The sequence below is a fragment of the Kitasatospora sp. GAS204B genome (genome assembly GCF_029892155.1).
Classification (GTDB): domain Bacteria; phylum Actinomycetota; class Actinomycetes; order Streptomycetales; family Streptomycetaceae; genus Kitasatospora.
Map to the genome: position 1 here is coordinate 1 of NZ_JARZAG010000047.1, position 20,698 is coordinate 20,698.

General features: G+C 70.8%; 20 protein-coding genes and 2 tRNA genes. 19 read left to right on the top strand and 3 right to left on the bottom strand.

Going from position 1 to position 20,698, the window contains the following annotated elements:
• Positions 1 to 284: 284 nt before the first annotated feature.
• On the bottom strand, positions 285 to 698 hold the full coding sequence (locus tag P3T41_RS35365; protein ID WP_030056266.1) for an SsgA family sporulation/cell division regulator: 414 nt from the start codon (positions 696 to 698) through the stop codon (positions 285 to 287).
• A gap of 331 nt (positions 699 to 1,029) precedes the next feature.
• Between P3T41_RS35365 and P3T41_RS35370 the strand changes: the two genes are divergently transcribed.
• Positions 1,030 to 1,101, top strand: a tRNA-Val gene (locus P3T41_RS35370).
• A gap of 270 nt (positions 1,102 to 1,371) precedes the next feature.
• Positions 1,372 to 1,443, top strand: a tRNA-Val gene (locus tag P3T41_RS35375).
• A gap of 78 nt (positions 1,444 to 1,521) precedes the next feature.
• Here P3T41_RS35375 and P3T41_RS35380 read toward each other — a convergent pair.
• Positions 1,522 to 2,298, bottom strand: a complete 777-nt coding sequence (locus P3T41_RS35380; RefSeq protein ID WP_280694758.1) for an exonuclease domain-containing protein — start codon at positions 2,296 to 2,298, stop codon at positions 1,522 to 1,524.
• Positions 2,299 to 2,580: 282 nt separating this feature from the next.
• Between P3T41_RS35380 and thrS the strand changes: the two genes are divergently transcribed.
• The gene (gene thrS, locus P3T41_RS35385; protein ID WP_280694759.1) at positions 2,581 to 4,560 is read left to right on the top strand and encodes a threonine--tRNA ligase; all 1,980 of its coding nucleotides are present in this window, start codon (positions 2,581 to 2,583) and stop codon (positions 4,558 to 4,560) included.
• 94 nt (positions 4,561 to 4,654) lie between these two features.
• A complete protein-coding gene (locus tag P3T41_RS35390; RefSeq protein WP_280694760.1) occupies positions 4,655 to 5,215 on the top strand; it encodes an HIT domain-containing protein in 561 nt (186 codons plus the stop codon).
• 96 nt (positions 5,216 to 5,311) lie between these two features.
• On the opposite strand, the gene P3T41_RS35395 is transcribed toward P3T41_RS35390, so the two are convergent.
• A complete protein-coding gene (locus P3T41_RS35395; protein WP_280694761.1) occupies positions 5,312 to 6,958 on the bottom strand; it encodes a hypothetical protein in 1,647 nt (548 codons plus the stop codon).
• Between the two features lie 154 nt (positions 6,959 to 7,112).
• Between P3T41_RS35395 and P3T41_RS35400 the strand changes: the two genes are divergently transcribed.
• The 15 genes from P3T41_RS35400 (at position 7,113) to P3T41_RS35470 (ending at position 20,569) form a co-directional block, all read left to right on the top strand.
• Positions 7,113 to 7,529, top strand: coding sequence for a DUF393 domain-containing protein (locus P3T41_RS35400; protein WP_280694762.1), 417 nt, complete (start codon positions 7,113 to 7,115; stop codon positions 7,527 to 7,529).
• A gap of 174 nt (positions 7,530 to 7,703) precedes the next feature.
• On the top strand, positions 7,704 to 8,372 hold the full coding sequence (gene pgsA / locus P3T41_RS35405) for a phosphatidylinositol phosphate synthase (protein ID WP_280694763.1): 669 nt from the start codon (positions 7,704 to 7,706) through the stop codon (positions 8,370 to 8,372).
• Between the two features lie 9 nt (positions 8,373 to 8,381).
• Entirely contained in the window at positions 8,382 to 9,347 is a 966-nt protein-coding gene (locus tag P3T41_RS35410; RefSeq protein WP_280694764.1) for a phosphatidylinositol mannoside acyltransferase, read from the top strand.
• The gene (locus tag P3T41_RS35415; RefSeq protein ID WP_280694765.1) at positions 9,344 to 10,516 is read left to right on the top strand and encodes a glycosyltransferase family 4 protein; all 1,173 of its coding nucleotides are present in this window, start codon (positions 9,344 to 9,346) and stop codon (positions 10,514 to 10,516) included. Before P3T41_RS35410 ends, P3T41_RS35415 begins: the two co-directional genes overlap by 4 nt.
• Before the next feature lie 11 nt (positions 10,517 to 10,527).
• Positions 10,528 to 11,073 (top strand): hypothetical protein, encoded by a 546-nt coding sequence (locus P3T41_RS35420; protein ID WP_280694766.1) that lies wholly within the window; start codon positions 10,528 to 10,530, stop codon positions 11,071 to 11,073.
• A gap of 185 nt (positions 11,074 to 11,258) precedes the next feature.
• Positions 11,259 to 12,173 carry a pyridoxal 5'-phosphate synthase lyase subunit PdxS gene (pdxS, locus tag P3T41_RS35425; RefSeq protein WP_280694767.1) on the top strand — a complete coding sequence of 305 codons (915 nt, stop codon included), beginning with the start codon at positions 11,259 to 11,261 and terminating at the stop codon, positions 12,171 to 12,173.
• A gap of 105 nt (positions 12,174 to 12,278) precedes the next feature.
• On the top strand, positions 12,279 to 12,908 hold the full coding sequence (gene pdxT, locus P3T41_RS35430) for a pyridoxal 5'-phosphate synthase glutaminase subunit PdxT (protein WP_280694768.1): 630 nt from the start codon (positions 12,279 to 12,281) through the stop codon (positions 12,906 to 12,908).
• 79 nt (positions 12,909 to 12,987) lie between these two features.
• Entirely contained in the window at positions 12,988 to 13,752 is a 765-nt protein-coding gene (locus P3T41_RS35435) for a YebC/PmpR family DNA-binding transcriptional regulator (protein ID WP_280694769.1), read from the top strand.
• A gap of 140 nt (positions 13,753 to 13,892) precedes the next feature.
• A complete protein-coding gene (ruvC, locus tag P3T41_RS35440; RefSeq protein ID WP_280694770.1) occupies positions 13,893 to 14,435 on the top strand; it encodes a crossover junction endodeoxyribonuclease RuvC in 543 nt (180 codons plus the stop codon).
• Positions 14,432 to 15,043 (top strand): Holliday junction branch migration protein RuvA, encoded by a 612-nt coding sequence (gene ruvA / locus P3T41_RS35445; RefSeq protein ID WP_280694771.1) that lies wholly within the window; start codon positions 14,432 to 14,434, stop codon positions 15,041 to 15,043. The genes ruvC and ruvA overlap by 4 nt, the downstream gene beginning before the upstream one ends.
• Positions 15,044 to 15,130: 87 nt before the next feature.
• Positions 15,131 to 16,339, top strand: a complete 1,209-nt coding sequence (ruvB, locus tag P3T41_RS35450; RefSeq protein ID WP_280694772.1) for a Holliday junction branch migration DNA helicase RuvB — start codon at positions 15,131 to 15,133, stop codon at positions 16,337 to 16,339.
• 158 nt (positions 16,340 to 16,497) lie between these two features.
• On the top strand, positions 16,498 to 16,911 hold the full coding sequence (yajC, locus tag P3T41_RS35455; RefSeq protein WP_280694773.1) for a preprotein translocase subunit YajC: 414 nt from the start codon (positions 16,498 to 16,500) through the stop codon (positions 16,909 to 16,911).
• A gap of 205 nt (positions 16,912 to 17,116) precedes the next feature.
• The gene (gene secD, locus P3T41_RS35460) at positions 17,117 to 18,868 is read left to right on the top strand and encodes a protein translocase subunit SecD (protein WP_280694788.1); all 1,752 of its coding nucleotides are present in this window, start codon (positions 17,117 to 17,119) and stop codon (positions 18,866 to 18,868) included.
• Positions 18,869 to 18,872: 4 nt separating this feature from the next.
• Positions 18,873 to 20,003, top strand: coding sequence for a protein translocase subunit SecF (secF, locus tag P3T41_RS35465; RefSeq protein WP_280694774.1), 1,131 nt, complete (start codon positions 18,873 to 18,875; stop codon positions 20,001 to 20,003).
• A gap of 14 nt (positions 20,004 to 20,017) precedes the next feature.
• Positions 20,018 to 20,569: an adenine phosphoribosyltransferase gene (locus P3T41_RS35470; protein WP_280694775.1), complete on the top strand. Its 552-nt coding sequence runs from the start codon at positions 20,018 to 20,020 to the stop codon at positions 20,567 to 20,569.
• Positions 20,570 to 20,698: the final 129 nt, after the last annotated feature.

The following is a 20,698-nucleotide window of genomic DNA, read 5'->3' on the forward strand; positions in this document are numbered from 1 at the left end:
CAGCGCCTCGGCGAGCTGTTTCGCGCTGTCGGTGACCGAGAGCGAGCGGCCGATGGCGGCGGTGACCTGGTGCAGCAGAGCCAGCCGGCGCCGGGCGCCTTCGGCGGGGTGTTCGCGCCGCTCACCGCGAACACCCTGGACGACCGGCCCCGAGACCGCGAAGCGCGGTGGTATCGGTGGCCGTGCCCCCGAGTAGGACAGCCACCTGAGAGGTCGACCTGACCGTCGACCCGTAGATCGACCCCGTGGGGTCGACCGGCATCCGGGGCAGTGCCCCCGGCGCTTCAGCTCTCGGCGAGAATGTGCGACAGCTCCCGATCCAGGTCGAAGTGACGGTGCTCGGTGCCGGGCGGGACAGCGGCGTCGGTCCGCTTGAGGAAGGACTCAAGCGCCCGGGCCGGGGCCTCCAGCAGGGCTTCCCCCTCCGGGGAAGACAGCGCGATGCAGACGACTCCCTGTCCGTGACTGCGTGACGGCCACACCCGGACGTCGCCGGTCCCGGTGGGTCGGTGCAGTCCCTCCGCGAGGAGGTCGCGGGCGAACACCCACTCCACGGTCTCGTCGGCACCGGTGTGGAAGGTGGCGTGCACGGCATAGGGGTCGGCAGTGTCGTAGCGCAGGCCCGCGGGGACGGGCAGTGACGACTCGCTGGACACGATGAGGCGCAGGTGCAGCTCGCAGCTGACCGTGGTGTTCATAAGCGCCAGGGCCTTTCGCTCAGTGTGCGCTCGGGGAATCGCACGTCGGCGAACGGACCATCCCACCCCCAGCGACGATGTAAACCCCTCTGTCCCGATTCGGGCGGCGTCGGTAACCCTTCCGGCGCATTGCGCATTGGCTCGGAACCGGAGCGGAACCGGGCGGGAAGTAGATATCGCCGCCGACCGGGCGGCGGTCTGCGAGGTGTCGGGAATGGCTACGGATCGTGACGGGTGGCGACAGGCGGGCTGGTGGAGGCCGGTCCGCGGTGGCGGGGGAGGGGGTGGCACGGAGCACCCCTCGGGATGCGGTAATGTTTTCCCTGCAGCCGGGCGATTAGCTCAGCGGGAGAGCACTTCGTTCACACCGAAGGGGTCACTGGTTCGATCCCAGTATCGCCCACCGGATTGCAAGTAAGGCGTAGGACCCCGGTTATTTATTGACCGGAGTCCTACGCCTTTTTGTTGTTCTCCGAGTCGCCGGCAAGTCGCCCGGCAAGTCGCGGACAAGTCGCTGTCGGCAGGGTGCCGGAAGTTCATCGGAACTGAGGGCTCGTCACCGTGCCTTTCCCGTGCGGCTGCTGTCGCGGTGTCGGGCGGCGGGCGGGGTGCGGCGGTCGGAACCGCGTTGCGGGACACCCCCGGGACGGTGCTATCGTTCTTCTCGTTGCCCGGGCGATTAGCTCAGCGGGAGAGCACTTCGTTCACACCGAAGGGGTCACTGGTTCGATCCCAGTATCGCCCACCGGACAACATCGGGCCCCAACTGCCTTGGCAGTTGGGGCCCGATGCGTTTGCTTCCGGCGCCGTTGTCGCGGTGGTCTCAGGCCGCGCTCTCGCAGCGGTGCGCCGTGGCGAGCGGCACTCCGCAGCCGGCGCACCGGGCCGGGCGCAGCGGCCAGGAGCGGTCGACGTGCTCCGGAGTCCCGGACCGGTCGAACCAGTTCTGCAGTCCACGTGCCTGAGCCGCGTGCCAGACGGCCTGCCGCCGGTGCAGCTCGCCGACCGTGAGATCGCCCAGCGCGGTGCGGTGTCGCCGACCGAGCGCGCGGACCAACTGCAGTGCGGCCCACGCGTCCGCGCCCGCGTCGTGCGCGTCGGCCAGGTCGACGCCGTAGTGCGCGCAGAGGTCGGTCAGCGTGCGACGGCCCTTGCGGTAGCGGTCCACATGCTTGTCCAGCACCCGCGGATCGACCACCAGGAGCTCGGCGTCGGCCAGCGCCGAGGCCAGCGAGCTCTGCCGGTGCCGGCGCAACTCCCGGTCCAGCAGCGTCAGATCGTACGGAGCGTTCATCACCACCAGCGGCACCCCGGCGCGCGCCTGCTCGGCCAGCGCCCGGGCGATCTCCGCGGCCACCACCGCCGGCGAACGGCCGTGCGCCCGCACCTGCTCGTCGGTTATCCCGTGCACGGCCCGGGCCCCGTCCGGGATCGGGATCCCCGGATCGGCGAGCCAACTCAGCCGCTCCACCGGGGCGTCCGGGGCGGACTGCAGGACCAGCGCGGCCGACACCACGCGGTCCTGCTCCACGTCCACCCCGGTGGTCTCGGTGTCGAAGGAGGCCAGTCGGCCTTCGTACCAGTGCGGGCTCTCCATCATGACCACCCCTCAGCTCCACCGACCGCTCCCGCGGACCGGCCTGGTGCACCGTCGAGGACTGACGGTGCACCGGCTCACGGTGCGGTGCTGAGCAGGTGATACCCCGGGGCCGTACCGCTTCAATCCCGCTCGAACCGGCTCGAACCGGCGCGGGCTCCGCCGGGGCATGGACAGGTGCACGGCTAGGTGCACGGCGAGCGCGGCGGGCTCGGTACCATCGGGGAACGCAGCACCTGCTGCGCCTCGTCAAGCCCCATCAAGCCAGCACGTCAGGAGAGACCGGTGACGGACGTCCGGGTAATCATCAACCGCGAACCCGATCGGGAAGAGCGCGTGGTGACCACGGGCACTACCGCCGCCGAGCTGTTCGCCGACGACCGCGCGGTGATCGCGGCGCGCGTCGCGGGTGCGTTGAAGGACCTGGCCTACCAGGTGCAGGACGGCGACGAGGTCGAGCCCGTCGAGCTCACCAGCCAGGACGGCCTCAACATCCTGCGCCACTCCACCGCGCACGTGATGGCCCAGGCCGTGCAGGAGCTCTTCCCCGAGGCCAAGCTGGGCATCGGCCCGCCGATCAAGGACGGCTTCTACTACGACTTCGACGTCGAGAAGCCGTTCCACCCCGATGACCTCAAGGCCATCGAGAAGAAGATGCAGGAGATCATCAAGCGGGGGCAGAAGTTCTCCCGCCGGGTGGTCACCGACGACGCCGCGCGCGAGGAACTGGCGAACGAGCCCTACAAGCTGGAGCTGATCGGGCTCAAGGGGTCGGCCGCCACCGCGGGCGAGGGCGCGGATGTCGAGGTGGGCAGCGGCGAGCTGACCATCTACGACAACCTCGACCCGAAGAGCGGCGAGTTCTGCTGGGGCGACCTGTGCCGTGGTCCGCACCTGCCGAGCACCCGGATGATCCCGGCGTTCAAGATCATGCGCTCGGCCGCCGCGTACTGGCGGGGCAGCGAGAAGAACAAGCAGCTCCAGCGCCTCTACGGGACCGCCTGGCCGACCAAGGACGAGCTGAAGGCGCACCTGGACTTCCTCACCGAGGCCGCCAAGCGCGACCACCGCAAGCTCGGCAGCGAGCTGGACCTCTTCTCCATCCCGGAGGAGATCGGCTCCGGCCTCGCGGTCTTCCACCCCAAGGGCGGCGTGATGCGCCGGGCCATGGAGGACTACTCGCGCAAGCGGCACGAGGAGGCGGGCTACGAGTTCGTCTACACCCCGCACGCCACCAAGGGCACCCTGTTCGAGCTCTCCGGCCACCTGGACTGGTACGCCGACGGCATGTACCCGCCCATGCAGCTCGACGGCGAGAACGACTACTACCTCAAGCCGATGAACTGCCCGATGCACAACCTGATCTACCGCTCGCGCGGTCGGTCCTACCGTGAACTGCCGTTGCGGCTCTTCGAGTTCGGCACGGTGTACCGGTACGAGAAGTCCGGTGTGGTGCACGGCCTGACCCGGGCCCGCGGCTTCACCCAGGACGACGCGCACATCTACTGCACCAAGGAGCAGATGGCCGGTGAGCTGGACTCGCTGCTCACCTTCGTGCTGGACCTGCTGCGCGACTACGGCCTGACCGACTTCTACCTGGAGCTCTCCACCCGGGACCCGGAGAAGTCGATCGGCTCGGACGAGGACTGGGCGGAGGCCACCGAGACCCTGCGGGCGGCGGCCGAGAAGCAGAACCTCGAACTGGTCCTGGACCCCGAGGGTGCGGCCTTCTACGGCCCGAAGATCTCGGTGCAGGCGCGGGACGCGATCGGGCGGACCTGGCAGATGTCGACCATCCAGGTCGACTTCCAGCTGCCGAACCGCTTCGAGCTGGAGTTCCAGGGCGCGGACGGCAACCGGCAGCGGCCTGTGATGATCCACCGTGCGCTGTTCGGCTCGATCGAGCGCTTCTTCGCGGTGCTGCTGGAGCACTACGCGGGCGCGATGCCGCCGTGGCTGGCGCCGGTGACGGTGGTCGGCATCCCGATCACCGAGGAGCACGTGCCGTACCTGCAGGAGGTGGCGGCCGAGCTGAAGAAGCACGGGATCCGGGTCGAGGTGGACGCCTCGGACGAGCGGATGCAGAAGAAGATCAGGACGGCGCAGAAGAACAAGATCCCGTTCATGCTGATCGCGGGCAACGACGACGTCGAGGCCGGCGCGGTGAGCTTCCGCTACCGCAGTGGTGAGCAGAAGAACGGCGTGCCGGTCGCCGAGGCCGTGGCGGAGATCGTGGACGCGGTGCAGCGCCGGATCCAGGTCTGACCGCGACCTGACCGACCGCTGAGCCGAAGTGCGGGGCGGACTCCTTTCACCAGGAGTCCGCCCCGCACTGGTTCGGTGGCCCAGTGGGGCGAATATGCTGATCGGCATGACGAGTGAGCCGGAACTGCAGCAGGGCGTCGGGGAGCCGGACGGCTTCCAGCGCCTGTGGACGCCCCATCGGATGGCCTATATCCAGGGTGAGAACAAGCCCACGGGACCGGCTCCCGACGACGGGTGTCCGTTCTGCTCGATCCCCTCGCTCAGCGACGAGGACGGGCTGATCGTCACCCGTGGCACGCACGTCTTCGCGGTGCTCAACCTCTACCCGTACAACGGCGGGCACCTGATGCTGGTCCCGTACCGGCACGTGGCCGACTACACCGAGTTGACCGACGAGGAGACCGTCGAGCTGGCGCTGCTCACCAAGCAGGCGATGACGGCGCTGCGGGCGGCCTCCGGGGCGCACGGGTTCAACATCGGGATGAACCAGGGCGGTGCGGCCGGCGCGGGGATCGCGGCGCATCTGCACCAGCACGTGGTGCCGCGCTGGGGCGGGGACACCAACTTCATGCCGGTGGTGGGTCACACCAAGGTGCTGCCCCAACTGCTGGCGGACACCCGCAAGATGCTGGCCGACGCCTGGCCGCAGGTGTGAGCAGGGCCCAGTGAGCGCAGCCCGGTGAGCAGAGCACCGTGAGCGGCCCCGGCACTCGTCACGAGTGCCGGGGCCGCTCACGGTTTCGCGGCTCGGTCAGCCGGCGTCGTAGGCGTCCGCCTTGAACGGCCGCACGCCCTGCAGCTCCGACTTGAGGATCAGGCCGCGGTTGGCGAACCGGTCGGTGCTGATGTCGTGGTCGGACAGGAACTCCACCGTCGCGGCGAGCACCGCGCTGACCACGGGGGCGGTGATCCGCATCGAGTCGTCGGCCATGAAGCGGCTGTTCCAGGGCGCGGTCGCCCAGGCGGTGCGCAGGCCGAAGGGTTCCGGGAGCTTCATCGTGCCGCCGAGCCAGGCGAGCAGGCCGGGCGCCCGCCAGAACGGTGCCCGCAGGGCCTGGCGGACCACCTCGTCGTTGTCGATCAGCGGCAGGGTGACGGTCCGCTCCTCCCAGAACTTGCCGGTCTTGGCCTCGGTGCGCTCCTTGGCCTTGGGCTTGTCGTGGAAGAGGCCGGGGACCGGGCCGAGGGTGTGGCCGTTGACCGAGACCCGCAGGGTGTTGCTGAGCACGGTGACGGTGACCAGCACGCTGACGATCAGCCGGCCCTTGTTGAGGACGAACTGGGTGCCCAGGTAGTGGCGGGGGCCGTCGAGGCCGAAGCCCTGGCGGTTGGCGACGCTGACCACGGCGTGGTCGCGCATCCGCGGGCCGTCCATGTCGGGCCCGCCGGGGCGGCCGATCTCGTCCGCGCCGGCGCCGACCTCCATGATCACCCACTGCTCGACCGAGGAGTGCGGCACGGCGCCGTTGCCGACGCCGCTGCGCCCGAGGCCGTTGAGCCGGTCGGTGATCTTCTTGACCAGGTCCCAGGTGTGGAAGGAGCGGAACTCCTCATGGCCCTCGGCGGGCTTGAGGTCCTCGACCATCTCCCAGGAACCCCAGCGCTTGCCGAGGCCGAGTATCCCGTTGGCGCCGGCGTAGTGCAGGACGTTGGTGTCCTGCTCCAGCGAGAGCTGGGTGAGCTGGGTCTTGAGCTGGGCGGCGCGCTCGTCCTGGTCGTTGCGCGGGACGGCCTGCGGGACGACGGCGACGGCACCGCCGTCGATGACGTCGGTCCAGCGCTCCCGCATGTCCCGCACGAAGACCAGGCAGATCCGCTTGGCGATGAACCAGCCGAGCACGGGCATCAGCATGACCACCCGGCAGTAGACGCCGAGCGGGCCGCCGACCGGGGGCCGCAGCGCGAGCAGCGCGGCCAGGCCGAGCAGCAGGACCAGCACCAGCGGTCCGTACAGGCCCTCCCGCCGCGAGCTCGCCGAGCTCAGCCACAAGCGCATCCGGAAGGCGGCGAGCCAGAGCAGCGTGCCGGGCAGGAAGAGGACGCCGGTGAGCACGGTGACCAGCATCAGCCGGCGGTCGCGGGTGTCCCGCAGCGCCTCGGCGGCCAGGCAGTGCTCGACCACCATCCGGGGCTCGGTGCCGAACGAGGGCACGATGGGTTTGCGTCCGGCGCCCAGGGTCCGGGCGATCACGGCCTTGCTGAAGGCCTCGCCGACGTTGGGGGCCATCAGCTTGAAGCGGCCCTTCTTGCCGGTGACGCCCTCCTGCACGGCGGCGACGAAGTCGTCCAGATTGCCGTCCCGGTAGGCGAGCGACGAGAGCGCCTGGGTGACCGCGGTCTGCGGCCCGGCGTCGGTCCGGGGTATCTGCGCCCCGGGGGTCATGTCGAGCTTGCTCATGGCTGCGGCCTCCCCTCCTCCCCTGTCAGCGGCAGGGTATCGCGCCACCGACCGGTCAGGTTGATGATCGCCTGAATCACCGTCATCAGGACGGTGTGGGGCGAGTCTTCCCCCGATACCGCCGGTTCGATCCGGATGGTGCAGGATCGATGCCATGGTGACTGAGGAAGCCCTCGTCCAGGCCCCTGATCCGGTGCTGGTCTTCGACGGTGACTGCGCGTTCTGCTCCTCGTGCGTGCGGATCGCCGAGCGGTATCTGCGGCAGACGCTGGCCTCGGGGGGTTGGACGGCCGAGCCGCTGCAGTTCGCCGATCTCGCGGCGTTGGGTGTCACCCGGGAGCGGGCGGAGCGTGAGGTGCTCTGGGTCACGCCGACGGGGGAGGTGTACGGCGGTGCGCAGGCGGTGGCGAAGCTGCTGCTGCGGTCGGGGAACGTCTGGGCGTACCTGGGTGCGGTGCTGCGGTTGGCGCCCGTGCGGCCGGTGGCGGCGGCGGTGTACCGGCTGGTGGCCCGCTACCGGCACCGGATGCCGGGCGGCACGGCGGCCTGCGCGCTGCCGGGCCGACCGTAGCGCGGGTAGCACGGCCCGCCGACGCCGATCGGGTGTGGGGCGGCCGAGCGGGCCTGGCGGCCTGGATACCATGGGTCACGCCGGGTGGGCTGATCCGCCCGGCCGCCCGGTGCTGCCGCAGCTGATGGCCGCCGGTGTACTCCCTGCAGTGAGATCGGAGCGGTCGGGAAGGCCATGCTCAACAAATACGCGCGTGCCTTCTTCACACGTGTCCTGACGCCGTTCGCCGCGCTGCTGCTGCGCTGGGGGGTCAGCCCGGACGCGGTGACCCTGGTCGGCACGGCCGGCTCGGTGGCCGGTGCGCTGGTCTTCTTCCCGCGCGGGCAGTTCTTCTGGGGAACGATCACGATCACCCTGTTCATCTTCTCGGACCTGGTGGACGGGAACATGGCCCGGCAGGCGGGCACCTCCAACAAGTGGGGGGCGTTCCTGGACTCCACGCTGGACCGGGTGGCGGACGCGGCGATCTTCGGCGGTCTGGCGCTCTGGTACGCGGGCAAGGGTGACAACGACCTGCTCTGCGCGGTGTCGGTGCTCTGCCTGGCGAGCGGCCAGGTGGTGTCGTACACCAAGGCCCGGGCGGAGAGCCTGGGGCTGCCCTGTGACGTGTCGGGGCTGGTGGAGCGGGCCGAGCGGCTGGTGATCACGCTGGTGGCGGCCGGACTGGCGGGTCTGCACACCTTCGGGGTGCCGTACATCGAGTGGCTGCTGCCGGTGGCGCTCTGGCTGGTCGGTGCGGGCAGCGTGGTCACGGTGCTGCAGCGGATGCTGACGGTGCGCCGGGAGGCCTTCGAGGCGGCGGCGCTCGCCGCACAGGGAACCACAACCGCACGGGAGAGTTGAGGCAGCCGGATGCGCGAGAAGCTGGTCGAGTCCGGGTACGCCGCGGGCTGGGCGGTTCTGAAGCTGCTGCCGGAGCCGGTGGTGGGGGTGCTCGGTGACCGGATCGCGGATGCGGTCTGGCGGCGGCAGGGGCGCGGGGTGCACCAGCTGGAGAAGAACCTGGCCCGGGTGCGGCCGCAGGCCTCGCCGGCCGAGCTGCGCGAGCTGTCGCGCGCCGGGATGCGCTCCTACCTGCGCTACTGGATGGAGTCGTTCCGGCTGCCGGTGTGGAACGACCGCAAGATCGCCGACCGGATGCAGGTGGACGGCATCGAGCACCTGGTGGCGGCGATGGAGTCCGGGCGGGGCGCGATCATAACGCTGCCGCACATGGGGAACTGGGACCTGGCCGGCGCCTGGGTGGTGCGGCACCTGGGCTTCAACTTCACCACGGTCGCCGAGCGGCTGAAGCCGGAGTCGCTCTTCGACCGCTTCGTGGCCTACCGCGAGGGCCTGGGGATGGAGGTGCTGGCGCTGACCGGCAGCGACATCTCGGTGATCGGCACGCTGGCCCGGCGGCTTCGCGAGGGCAAGCTGATCTGCCTGGTCGGGGACCGGGACCTGTCGGCGGCCGGGCTGCCGGTGGACTTCTTCGGCGAGACCACCCGGATGCCGGCCGGCCCGGCGGCGCTGGCCCAGCGGACCGGGGCGGCGCTGCTGCCCGTGACGCTCTGGTACGACGGGCCGGTGCAGCGGGCTCGGATCCACCCGCCGGTCGAGGCGCCGGCCGAGCTGGACCGGCAGGCGGCCAAGTCGGCGATGACGCAGGCGATGGCGGACATCTGGGCGGCGGGGATCGCGCGGCATCCGCAGGACTGGCACATGCTGCAGCGCTTCTGGCTGGCCGATCTGCCGTCAACTCCTCAGCCACAGGCTGCTGCTGACGAGACGTCAGCCGAACCGTCGCCCCGTGCCCAGCAGGGGGAGCCGCGATGAAGATCGGTATCGTCTGCCCGTACGACTGGGACGTCCCCGGGGGCGTGCAGTTCCACATCCGGGACCTGGCCGAGCACCTGATCGGTCTTGGGCACAAGGTCTCGGTGCTGGCGCCGGCCGACGACGAGTCGGCACTGCCCGGGTACGTGGTCTCGGCGGGCCGGGCGGTGGCCGTCCCCTACAACGGGTCGGTGGCCCGGCTGAGTTTCGGGATCATCTCGGCGACCCGGGTGCGGCGCTGGCTGCGGGACGGCGAGTTCGACATCCTGCACGTGCACGAGCCGGCCTCGCCGAGCCTGTCGATGCTGGCGGCCTGGGCGGCGACCGGGCCGATGGTGGCCACCTTCCACACCTCCAACCCGCGTTCGCGGGCGATGATCGCGGCCTCGCCGATCCTGCAGCCGGCGCTGGAGAAGATCAGCGCCCGGATCGCGGTGAGCGAGTACGCGCGGCGCACCCTGGTGGAGCACCTGGGCGGGGACGCCGTGGTGATCCCGAACGGGGTGGACGTCTCGTTCTTCGCCCGGGCCGAGCCCGACCCGCGCTGGACCGGCGGCACGATCGGCTTCATCGGCCGGATCAACGAGCCGCGCAAGGGCCTGCCGTCGCTGCTGGCCGCGCTGCCGGCGATCATCGCGGCGCGCCCCGAGGTGCGGCTGCTGGTGGCCGGCAAGGGTGACGAGGAGGAGGCCGTCGCGGGGCTGGCGCCCGAGGTGCGGGCCCACGTGGAGTTCCTCGGCATGGTCAGCGACGAGGAGAAGGCGCGGCTGCTGCGCAGCGTCGACCTGTACGTGGCGCCCAACACCGGGGGCGAGAGCTTCGGGATCATCCTGGTGGAGGCGATGTCGGCGGCGGCTCCGGTACTGGCCAGCGACCTGGACGCGTTCGCCCAGGTGCTGGACGGCGGGCAGGCGGGGGAGCTGTTCGCGGTGGCGGACCCGGCGGCGCTGGCCGAGGCGGCGGTGCGGCTGCTGGGCGACCCGGTGCGGTTGGCCGAGCTGCGCACGGCGGCGGCCGCGCATGTCCGGCGGTTCGACTGGGAGACGGTCGGCGCGGACATCCTGGCGGTCTACGAGACGGTCGCCGACGGGACGGGCGGCGCGCCCAAGGTGCGCGAGGACGACCGGACCAGCTGGCGCGAGCGGCTCGGGCTGTCGCAGGGCCGGTAGCGTAGCGCCTCGTGACTACCTGGATCTGGGCCGCGATCGCCGTGGTGCTCGTCGCGGTCTACCTGAGCTGGACCGCGGGCCGACTCGACCGGCTGCACGCGCGGATCGACGCCGCGCGGGCGGCGTTGGACGCGCAGTTGCTTCGACGCGCCTCGGTGGCGCAGGAGTTGGCCACCTCCTCGCTGCTCGACCCGGCCACCTCGCTCGTGCTGTACGAGGCTTCGCACGCCGCGCGGCAGGCCGACGAGGAGCACCGGGAGGTGGCGGAGAGCGACTTGAGCCAGGCGCTGCGGGCGGTCTTCGCCGAGCCCGAGCAGGCGGCGGAGTTGCGCGCGGCGCCCGGTGGCGAGGAGGCGCTGCGCGACCTGACCTCGGCGGTGCGCCGGGTGCCGATGGCCCGTCGGTTCCACAACGACGCGGTGCGGGCGGCGCGCGCGGTGCGGACGCATCGACTGGTGCGCTACTTCCGGCTGGCCGGGCGGGCGCCGTTCCCGCTGGCCTTCGAGATGGACGACGAGCCGCCGGCGGCGCTGCTCCCGCAGGGCTCGCCCGCCTAGCTGCTGCCGGGGACGGGCTCGGGACGGGCTCGGGGCGGTACCGTACCTGGTCGCGCAGGGTGGGACCTACGGCCTGTTTGGCGTATGGATCGGGCACGTCTGGACCGGGTGGCGCATCGATCACTTACCCGAACGGCCTACCATGGGGCGATAGCACACCGATTCGTCTTCGAGTGAGGTCTCACGTGTCCACCAGCACTCCCGCTTCCGCCGACCAGCCGCAGATCGGTACCGCCCGGGTCAAGCGCGGCATGGCCGAGCAGCTCAAGGGCGGTGTGATCATGGACGTGGTCAACGCCGAGCAGGCCAAGATCGCCGAGGACGCGGGTGCCGTCGCGGTCATGGCGCTCGAGCGGGTCCCCGCCGACATCCGCAAGGACGGCGGCGTGGCTCGGATGTCCGACCCGGACATGATCGACGGCATCATCAACGCCGTCTCCATCCCGGTCATGGCGAAGTCCCGGATCGGCCACTTCGTCGAGGCCCAGGTGCTCCAGGCGCTCGGCGTCGACTACATCGACGAGTCCGAGGTGCTCACCCCGGCCGACGAGGTCAACCACTCGGACAAGTGGGCCTTCACCACCCCCTTCGTCTGCGGTGCCACCAACCTCGGTGAGGCGCTGCGCCGGATCGCCGAGGGTGCGGCGATGATCCGCTCCAAGGGCGAGGCCGGCACCGGCAACGTGGTCGAGGCCGTGCGCCACATGCGCCAGATCAACTCCGACATCCGCCGCCTGACCACCCTCGACGAGAACGAGCTGTACGTCGCGGCCAAGAACCTCCAGGCCCCGTACGAGCTGGTCAAGGAGGTCGCGCAGCTGGGCAAGCTCCCGGTCGTGCTGTTCTCCGCCGGTGGCGTGGCCACCCCGGCCGACGCCGCGCTGATGATGCAGCTGGGCGCCGAGGGCGTCTTCGTCGGCTCGGGCATCTTCAAGTCCGGCGACCCGGCCAAGCGCGCCGCCGCCGTGGTCAAGGCCACCACCTTCTTCGACGACCCGAAGGTGATCGCGGACGTCTCGCGCGGCCTGGGCGAGGCCATGGTCGGCATCAACTGCGACACCCTGCCGGAGAGCGAGCGCTACGCGAACCGCGGCTGGTAGTCACTCCCGTCCGTCCGGTCCGCCGCGCCGAAGCTGGTGCGGCGGACCGTCGCACATCCCCCCGCGAACCCTGCGAAGAACGAAGCGCGAAGAAGGTAGTCCACCGTGTCCAGCAGCACCCCCGTGATCGGCGTCCTGGCCCTGCAGGGCGATGTCCGCGAGCACCTGATCGCGCTCGCCGAGGCGGACGCCCTGGCCCGCCCGGTCCGTCGGCCCGAGGAGCTGGCCGCCGTCGACGCCCTGGTCATACCGGGCGGCGAGTCCACCACCATGTCCAACCTGGCGCTGGCCTTCGGCCTGATGGAGCCGTTGCGCGCCCGGGTGGCCGCCGGGATGCCGGTCTACGGCTCGTGCGCGGGCATGATCATGCTGGCCGAGAAGATCCTGGACGGCCGGGACGACCAGCAGAGCGTCGGCGGCATCGACATGACGGTGCGGCGCAACGCCTTCGGCCGGCAGAACGAGTCCTTCGAGTCCGCGATCGACTTCACGGGCTTCGAGGGCGAGCCGGTGCACGGTGTCTTCATCCGCGCGCCGTGGGTCGAGTCGGTGGGCGCCCAGGTCGAGGTGCTGGCCGAGCTGCCGGCCGCCGACGGTGCCGACAGCCGGATCGTGGCGGTGCGCCAGGGTAACCTGCTGGCCACCTCCTTCCACCCGGAGCTGACGGGTGATCACCGGGTGCACGCGCTCTTCGTGCGGATGGTCGAGCAGGCCCGGGAAACGGCGGGCGCCTGACCGGTGCCAGGTGCGCCGTCCCGACACCGGTAGGATCTCCCCTGTTTCATTTCCCTTTGGCGACGTAAAGGAGCTGGTGATGTCCGGCCACTCTAAGTGGGCTACCACCAAGCACAAGAAGGCCGTGATCGACGCCAAGCGCGGCAAGCTCTTCGCCAAGATGATCAAGAACATCGAGGTGGCGGCGAAGACCGGCGGTCCCGACCCGGCCGGCAACCCGACGCTCTACGACGCCATCCAGAAGGCCAAGAAGAGCTCGGTCCCGATCGACAACATCAACCGCGCGGTCAAGCGCGGTGGCGGCCTGGAGGCCGGCGGGGCCGACTACTCGACGATCATGTACGAGGGCTACGGCCCCAACGGTGTCGCGGTGCTGATCGAGTGCCTCACCGACAACCGCAACCGCGCCGCCTCCGACGTGCGGGTGGCGATGACCCGCAACGGCGGCTCGATGGCCGACCCGGGCTCGGTGTCGTACCTGTTCAACCGCAAGGGCGTGGTGATCGTCCCGAAGAGCGACGGCGTGGACGAGGACAAGGTCCTCGAGGTCGTGCTCGAGGCCGGCGTCGACGTCGAGGAGGTCAACGACCTCGGCGACACCCTCGAGGTGGTCTCCGAGGCGACCGACATGGTCGCGGTGCGCACCGCGCTGGTGGACGGCGGGCTCGACTACGACTCGGCCGACGCCAACTTCGTGCCCAGCATGCAGGTCGAGCTGGACGTGGACGGCGCCCGCAAGATCCTCAAGCTGATCGACGCGCTGGAGGACAGCGACGACGTGCAGAACGTCTTCGCCAACTTCGACATCTCCGACGAGGTGGGTGCGCAGCTCGACGCCGAGTGAGGTGACGTGCTCTCCGGCCCGGTGGTCCGCCTGGACCGCCGGGCCGGTGTCGTCTGAGGGGTTGTCGGGGGGTTGTCGCAGGTGCCCGCTAGGGTCTGTCTCTGGGGTCTGAGCAGGCGGGACTGACGGAGGGTGGGAGCGTGCGGGTACTGGGCGTGGACCCGGGGCTGACCAGGTGCGGCGTCGGCGTGGTCGACGGTGCGCCGGGCCGGCCGCTGCGGATGATCGGCGTCGGGGTGGTGCGCACCCCCGCCGAGGAGGAGGTCCCGCGCCGGCTGCTGGCCATCGAGGACGGCCTGGAGCAGTGGCTGGACGCCCACCGCCCCGACATCGTCGCCATCGAGCGGGTCTTCGCGCAGCACAACGTGCGCACCGTGATGGGGACGGCGCAGGCCAGCGCGGTCGCCATGCTCTGCGCCAGCCGGCGCGGCCTGCCGGTGGTGCTGCACACGCCCAGTGAGGTCAAGGCCGCCGTCACGGGCTCGGGCCGGGCCGACAAGGCGCAGGTCACGGCGATGGTGACCCGGCTGCTGCGGCTGGACGCACCCCCGAAGCCGGCCGATGCCGCGGACGCGTTGGCGCTGGCGATCTGCCACATCTGGCGCGGCACGGCCACCGACAAGATCGCGGCCGCGCTGGCCCGCACCACCACGACCACCCGACCCAAGGAGTACCGCCCGTGATCGCCTTCGTCCAGGGTCCCGTGGCGGCCCTCGCTCCCGGCACCGCCGTGGTCGAGGTCGGCGGGGTCGGTATGGCGGTGCAGTGCACGCCCAACACGCTGGCCGCGCTGCGCCTCGGCGAGCCGGCCAGGCTGGCCACCTCGCTGGTGGTGCGGGAGGACTCGCTCACCCTGTACGGCTTCGCGGACGACGACGAGCGGGCCACCTTCGAGGTGCTGCAGGCCGCCCCCGGGGTGGGCCCGCGGGTGGCGCAGGCGATGCTCGCCGTGCACAGCCCCGACGCGCTGCGCCTCGCGGTGGCCAACGGGGACGAGCGGGCGCTGATCCAGGTGCCCGGGATCGGCAAGGCCAAGGCGGCCAAGTTGCTGCTGGAGTACAAGAACAAGCTGGGCGCCCCGAGCGGTGCCGTGCCCGCCCAGAAGCCGCTCGCCGCCGGTCCTGCGCCGTGGAGCGAGCAGCTGCACGCCGCGCTGGTCGGCCTGGGCTACGCTCCGCGCGAGGCCGAGGAGGCGGTGGTCGCGGTGACACCGGAGGCCGAGGCGCAGCGGAGCACCGACGTCGGCGCGCTGCTGAAGGCGGCGCTGCGCACCCTGAGCCGCGCGCGGTAGTTCACGCCGCAGCCATGTGACACGTAGTCAATCAAGCACCGCGTCAATGAAGCACTGCATCAACTTGTCGACTTGGAGCCAGCCCTGATGAGCCCGTACGACTCCGACCCCGCCGACCGCCTGGTGGCGGCGGCCGCCGACGAGGCGGACCAGGCGGTCGAGGCGGCGCTGCGCCCCAAGCTGCTGGACGAGTTCATCGGCCAGGAGCGGGTGCGCGAACAGCTCTCGCTGGTGCTGCGCGCGGCCCGCAAGCGCGGTGCCGCCCCCGACCACGTGCTGCTGAGCGGACCGCCCGGGCTCGGCAAGACCACGCTGTCGATGATCATCGCGGCCGAGCTGAACGCCCCGCTCCGGATCACCTCGGGCCCGGCCATCCAGCACGCCGGCGACCTGGCGGCGATCCTCTCCTCGCTGACCGAGGGCGAGGTGCTCTTCCTCGACGAGATCCACCGGATGTCCCGGCCCGCCGAGGAGATGCTCTACATGGCGATGGAGGACTTCCGGGTCGACGTGATCGTCGGCAAGGGCCCGGGCGCCACCGCGATCCCGCTGGAACTGCCGCCGTTCACCCTGGTCGGCGCCACCACCCGGGCCGGCCTGCTGCCGCCGCCGCTGCGCGACCGGTTCGGTTTCACCGGCCACATGGAGTTCTACGCCCCCGCCGAGCTGCAGCGGGTGGTGCACCGTTCGGCCGCGCTGCTCGACGTGGAGATCGACCCGGTCGGTGCCGCCGAGATCGCCGGCCGCTCCCGGGGCACCCCGCGGATCGCCAACCGGCTGCTGCGCCGGGTGCGGGACTACGCCCAGGTCGAGCACGACGGCCGGATCACCCAGGAGATCGCCGCCAAGGCGCTGGCGGTCTACGAGGTGGACGCGCGTGGTCTGGACCGGTTGGACCGGGCGGTGCTGGACGCGCTGCTGCGGCTCTTCGGCGGCGGGCCGGTGGGCCTGTCCACGCTGGCCGTCGCGGTGGGGGAGGAGGCCGAGACGGTGGAGGAGGTGGCCGAGCCCTTCCTGGTCCGCGAGGGGCTGCTGGCCCGCACCCCGCGCGGTCGGATCGCCACCGCCGCGGCCTGGCAGCACCTCGGACTGACCCCGCCGCCCCAGGTCGGCGGGCGCGGCGGGCTGCCCGGGCAGCAGCAGTTCTTCGCGGCCGAATCAGCAGCCGGATCGGCGGCCGAGTCAGCGCCCGGATCAGCGCTCGAGTCAGCGGCCGGATCGGCACCCGAATCAGCGACCGGATCGACGGCCGCGTTGACGCCCGCGTTGACGCCGGAAGAACCCGTCCAGGACTGACCGTGTCAGAGACTCGCCACCTTTGGCGGCGGGATGCGATGCTTGGCGTTGTCCGATCAGAGCGGGTCTCCTAGACTTCGCCGGACCGCCCCGTCTCGCCTGGCGGGCCGACCATCGCCTGTGGCTGTCCATCGGGTAGCCCGTAAGGACCTTTTGCTGTGAATCTCCTCATTCTTCTCCTCCCGATCGCTGCGATCTTCCTCATGTTCCGATCGCAGAAGAAGCGGCAGCAGCAGGCGCAGACCATGCAGTCGGCGCTGGAGCCGGGCGCTGCGGTGCGCACCATCGGGGGCATGTACGCCCAGGTGATCGCGATCAACGAGAGCTCCGTGGAGCTGGAGATCGCCCCTGGCGTGGTGACCCACTTCTCGAAGAGTGCGATCGCCGCGGTCATCGAGCCGCAGGAGTACGACGAGATCATCAACGGCCGTCCCGAGGGGGACGAGTCCGTGGAGCTCACCGACGAGCACGTCGAGGACGAGCTCCTCGCCGACGAGCACGTCGAGGACGAGGCCGTGCGGGAGGACGTCAGCCTGGAGAAGGCCGACAGCGACACGCCCGCGGCCAAGTAGCACGACGACGGTCCGCACCACCACTTCACGGTTGTCCGCAGCTCAGCGCCGCCTCCTGCCCCCACGCGGGTCGGCGCGCTGAGCCGGCGGCATGGGACAGGGAGAAACGAGCAAGGTGGCAACACCCAAGTCGCGTCCGCGCGACGGTTATCCGGGGCGGGCTCTGGCCCTCATCCTGGTGGTCACCGTCGGACTGGTCGCCCTCATGTTCGGGACAGGCCACAAGACGCCTCGCCTCGGTATCGATCTCGCGGGTGGGACCAGCATCACGCTGACGGCCACCTCGAAGGACAAGGCCGCGGTCAACTCGTCGAACATGAACATCGCGGTCGGGATCATCCAGAAGCGCGTCAACGCCTTCGGTGTCTCCGAGGCCGAGGTTCAGACCCAGGGCAACGACAACATCATCGTTGACATCCCGAAGGGGACGAACAGCCAGCAGGCGGCGCAGCAGGTCGGTACCACGGCCCAGCTGTACTTCCGGCCGGTGCTGGCGACCGCGCCCAGTGGTGTGACCCTGCCGCCCGCCACCAGCAGCCCGAGCGCCGCCGCCAGCGGCAGCGCCAGTGGCAGCCCGAGCGCGAGTGCCAGTGCCGGCGGCTCGGCCAGTGCCGCCGCCGGTTCGCCGAGCGCCGGCGCCAGCTCGTCCAAGGCCGGCCGCGCGCTCTCCGAGGGCCTGCTGGCCGACGCGAGCGGTTCGCCGAGCGCCGGTTCCAGCGCCGCCCCCTCGGGCTCCGCGTCGGCCCCGGCCGGCGGCAGCGCCGCCCCGAGCTCCGCCGCCTCCGCGCTCCCGCCGGTTCCGACCGCCCCGGCGGACGCCTCCAGCCAGCTCACCCAGGGCACCGTCCCGGCTGACCTGACCGCCAAGTTCGCCGCGCTGGACTGCTCCAACTCCACCCAGCGGATCGACTACCAGACCACGCCGGCCGCCGACACGGTCGCCTGCTCCTACAACAAGGAGCAGAACGCTTGGTACAAGTTCGCGCTCGGCCCGGTCGCGGTCAACGGCGCGGACGTCTCCAAGGCCCAGGCCGGCTACGACGCGCAGAACGCGGCCGGCTGGGAGGTCCAGCTGGGCTTCAACGACCGCGGTTCCAAGGCCTTCGCCACCACCACCGGCCAGCTGGCCACGCTGCCCGCCCCGACCAACCAGTTCGCCATCGTGCTGGACGGCCAGGTGGTCTCCCACCCGTACGTGCAGCAGTCGATCACCGGCGGTACCGCGGTGATCTCCGGCAGCTTCACCCAGAGCGACGCCAGCAACCTGTCCAACGTGCTGAGCTTCGGCGCGCTGCCGCTGAGCTTCACCCAGAGCGACATCACCACCGTCACCCCGCAGCTGGGCGGTGACCAGCTGCACGCCGGTCTGCTGGCCGGCGCGATCGGCCTGGCGCTGGTCGTCTTCTACTCGCTGCTGTACTACCGGGGCCTGGGTCTGGTCTCGATCGCCGGCCTGGTGGTCTCCGCGATCCTGACCTACACGATCATGTGCCTGCTGGGCGCCGGGATCGGCTTCGCGCTGAACCTGCCGGCCGTCTGCGGTGCGATCGTGGCGATCGGTATCACCGCGGACTCCTTCATCGTGTACTTCGAACGCATCCGCGACGAGGTGCGCGAGGGCGCCCCGCTGCGCTCGGCCGTCCAGCGTGCCTGGCCGCGAGCCCGCCGCACCATCCTGGTCTCCGACTTCGTGTCGTTCCTCTGTGCCGTGGTGCTGTACGTCTGCTCGGTCGGCAAGGTCCAGGGCTTCGCGTTCACGCTGGGTCTGACCACGCTGCTCGACATCGTGGTGATCTTCCTCTTCACCAAGCCGATGATCACCCTGCTGGCCCGGCGGAAGTTCTTCGCCAACGGCCACCCGTGGTCCGGTCTCGACCCGAAGCGTCTGGGCGCCCGCCCGCCGATCCGGAGCACCCGGCGTCGTCCCGCCACCTCCGCCGCCGTGAAGGAGGCCTGACGCCATGTCACGCTTCAGCAACCTGGGACACCGTCTCTACCAGGGCGAGATCAGCTTCGACTTCGTCGGTCGGCGCAAGATCTGGTACAGCATCTCGGCGGCGATCGCCGCGGCGGCGCTGATCGGCCTGACCGTGATCGGTCTGCACCTGAGCATCGACTTCAAGGGCGGCTCGGTCTACACGGTCAAGAAGCCCGGGCTGACCATCAGCCAGGCGCAGACCTCGATCGACAAGATCGTCGGGGACTCGACCCCGCAGGTGCAGGCCACCGGTGACGGCCAGATCCGGGTCCAGGTCAGCTCCAACGACAAGATCCAGTCCACCGAGGTGGTCCAGAAGCTCTCCACCGACCTCGGCATCGACCAGAGCGCGATCAACGCGCAGGTGGTCGGCCCGAGTTGGGGGCAGCAGATCTCGCAGAAGGCCCTGACCGGTCTGATCGTCTTCATGATCCTGGTCACCGCCTACCTGGCGATCGCCTTCGAGTGGCGGATGGCGGTGGCGGCCCTGGTCGCCCTGATCCACGACCTGCTGATCACCATCGGGGTCTACGCCCTGGTCGGCTTCGAGGTCTCGCCGGGTACCGTGATCGGCTTCCTGACCATCCTCGGTTACTCGCTCTACGACACGGTCGTCGTCTTCGACACCGTGAAGGAGAACACCAAGGGGATCGAGAAGCAGAACAAGATCACCTACAGCGAGGCGGCCAACGCGGGCCTCAACCAGACCCTGGTCCGCTCGGTCAACACCACCGTGGTGGCCCTGCTGCCGGTGGCGGCGCTGCTCTTCATCGGTGGCGGCCTGCTCGGCGCCGGCACCCTGAACGACATCTCGCTCGCGCTCTTCGTCGGCCTGTCGGCCGGTGCGTACTCCTCGATCTGCGTCGCCACCCCGCTGCTCGCGCAGCTCAAGGAGCAGAGCCCGGAGATGCGGGCGCTGGCCAAGCGGGTCGCCCAGCGCAAGGCCGCGGACGCCAAGGCGGCGGCGGCCAAGGCGGCGGCCGGTGTGACCGACGAGGTGGACGACGAGATGTCGGGCACGGTCGAGGACAGCATCGCGGCCGGTATGGTCGGTCAGCGTAATCAGCCGGTCGGCCGGGCCCGTGGCAAGGGCCGCCCGTCCGGCAAGCGATGATCGAAGGACGCCCTGTGACCCCCGCCGACACCGCCCTGACCGAGCTGCTCACCAGCCGGATCAAGGACGTTCCCGACTACCCGAAGCCCGGGGTGCTGTTCAAGGACATCGCCCCGCTGCTGGCCGACGCCGAGGCGTTCGGCGCGCTCACCAAGGCGCTGGCCGAGCGGGCGAAGGAGCTGGGCGCGACCAAGGTGGTGGGGCTGGAGGCCCGCGGCTTCGTGCTGGCGGCCCCGGCGGCCTTCGCCGCCGGGCTCGGCTTCGTGCCGATCCGCAAGAAGGGCAAGCTGCCCGGCGAGGTCTTCCAGCAGTCCTACGACCTGGAGTACGGCTCCGCCACCCTGGAGGTGCAGTGCGACGCCTTCGCCCCTGGTGAGCGGGTGCTGGTGGTCGACGACGTGCTGGCCACCGGCGGCACCATCGCCGCCTCGCTGGACCTGGTCAGGCGCACCGGGGCCGAGCTGGTCGGCGTGGTCGTGCTGATGGAGCTGAGCAGCCTGCCCGGGCGGGCGCGGCTCGCCGAGCACCTGGGCGCGGCGCCGCTGGAGACCCTGGTCCTGGTCTGAGCCAGCCGGCACCTGGGAGAGCAGGTCCGAAACGAGAGCGGTGACCGCGGTCGCGGTCACCGCTCTCGGCATGTCAGCCACCGGGCGGCGGAACACCGGCGCGTCACGCTCGGTACCATGAAGATTCAT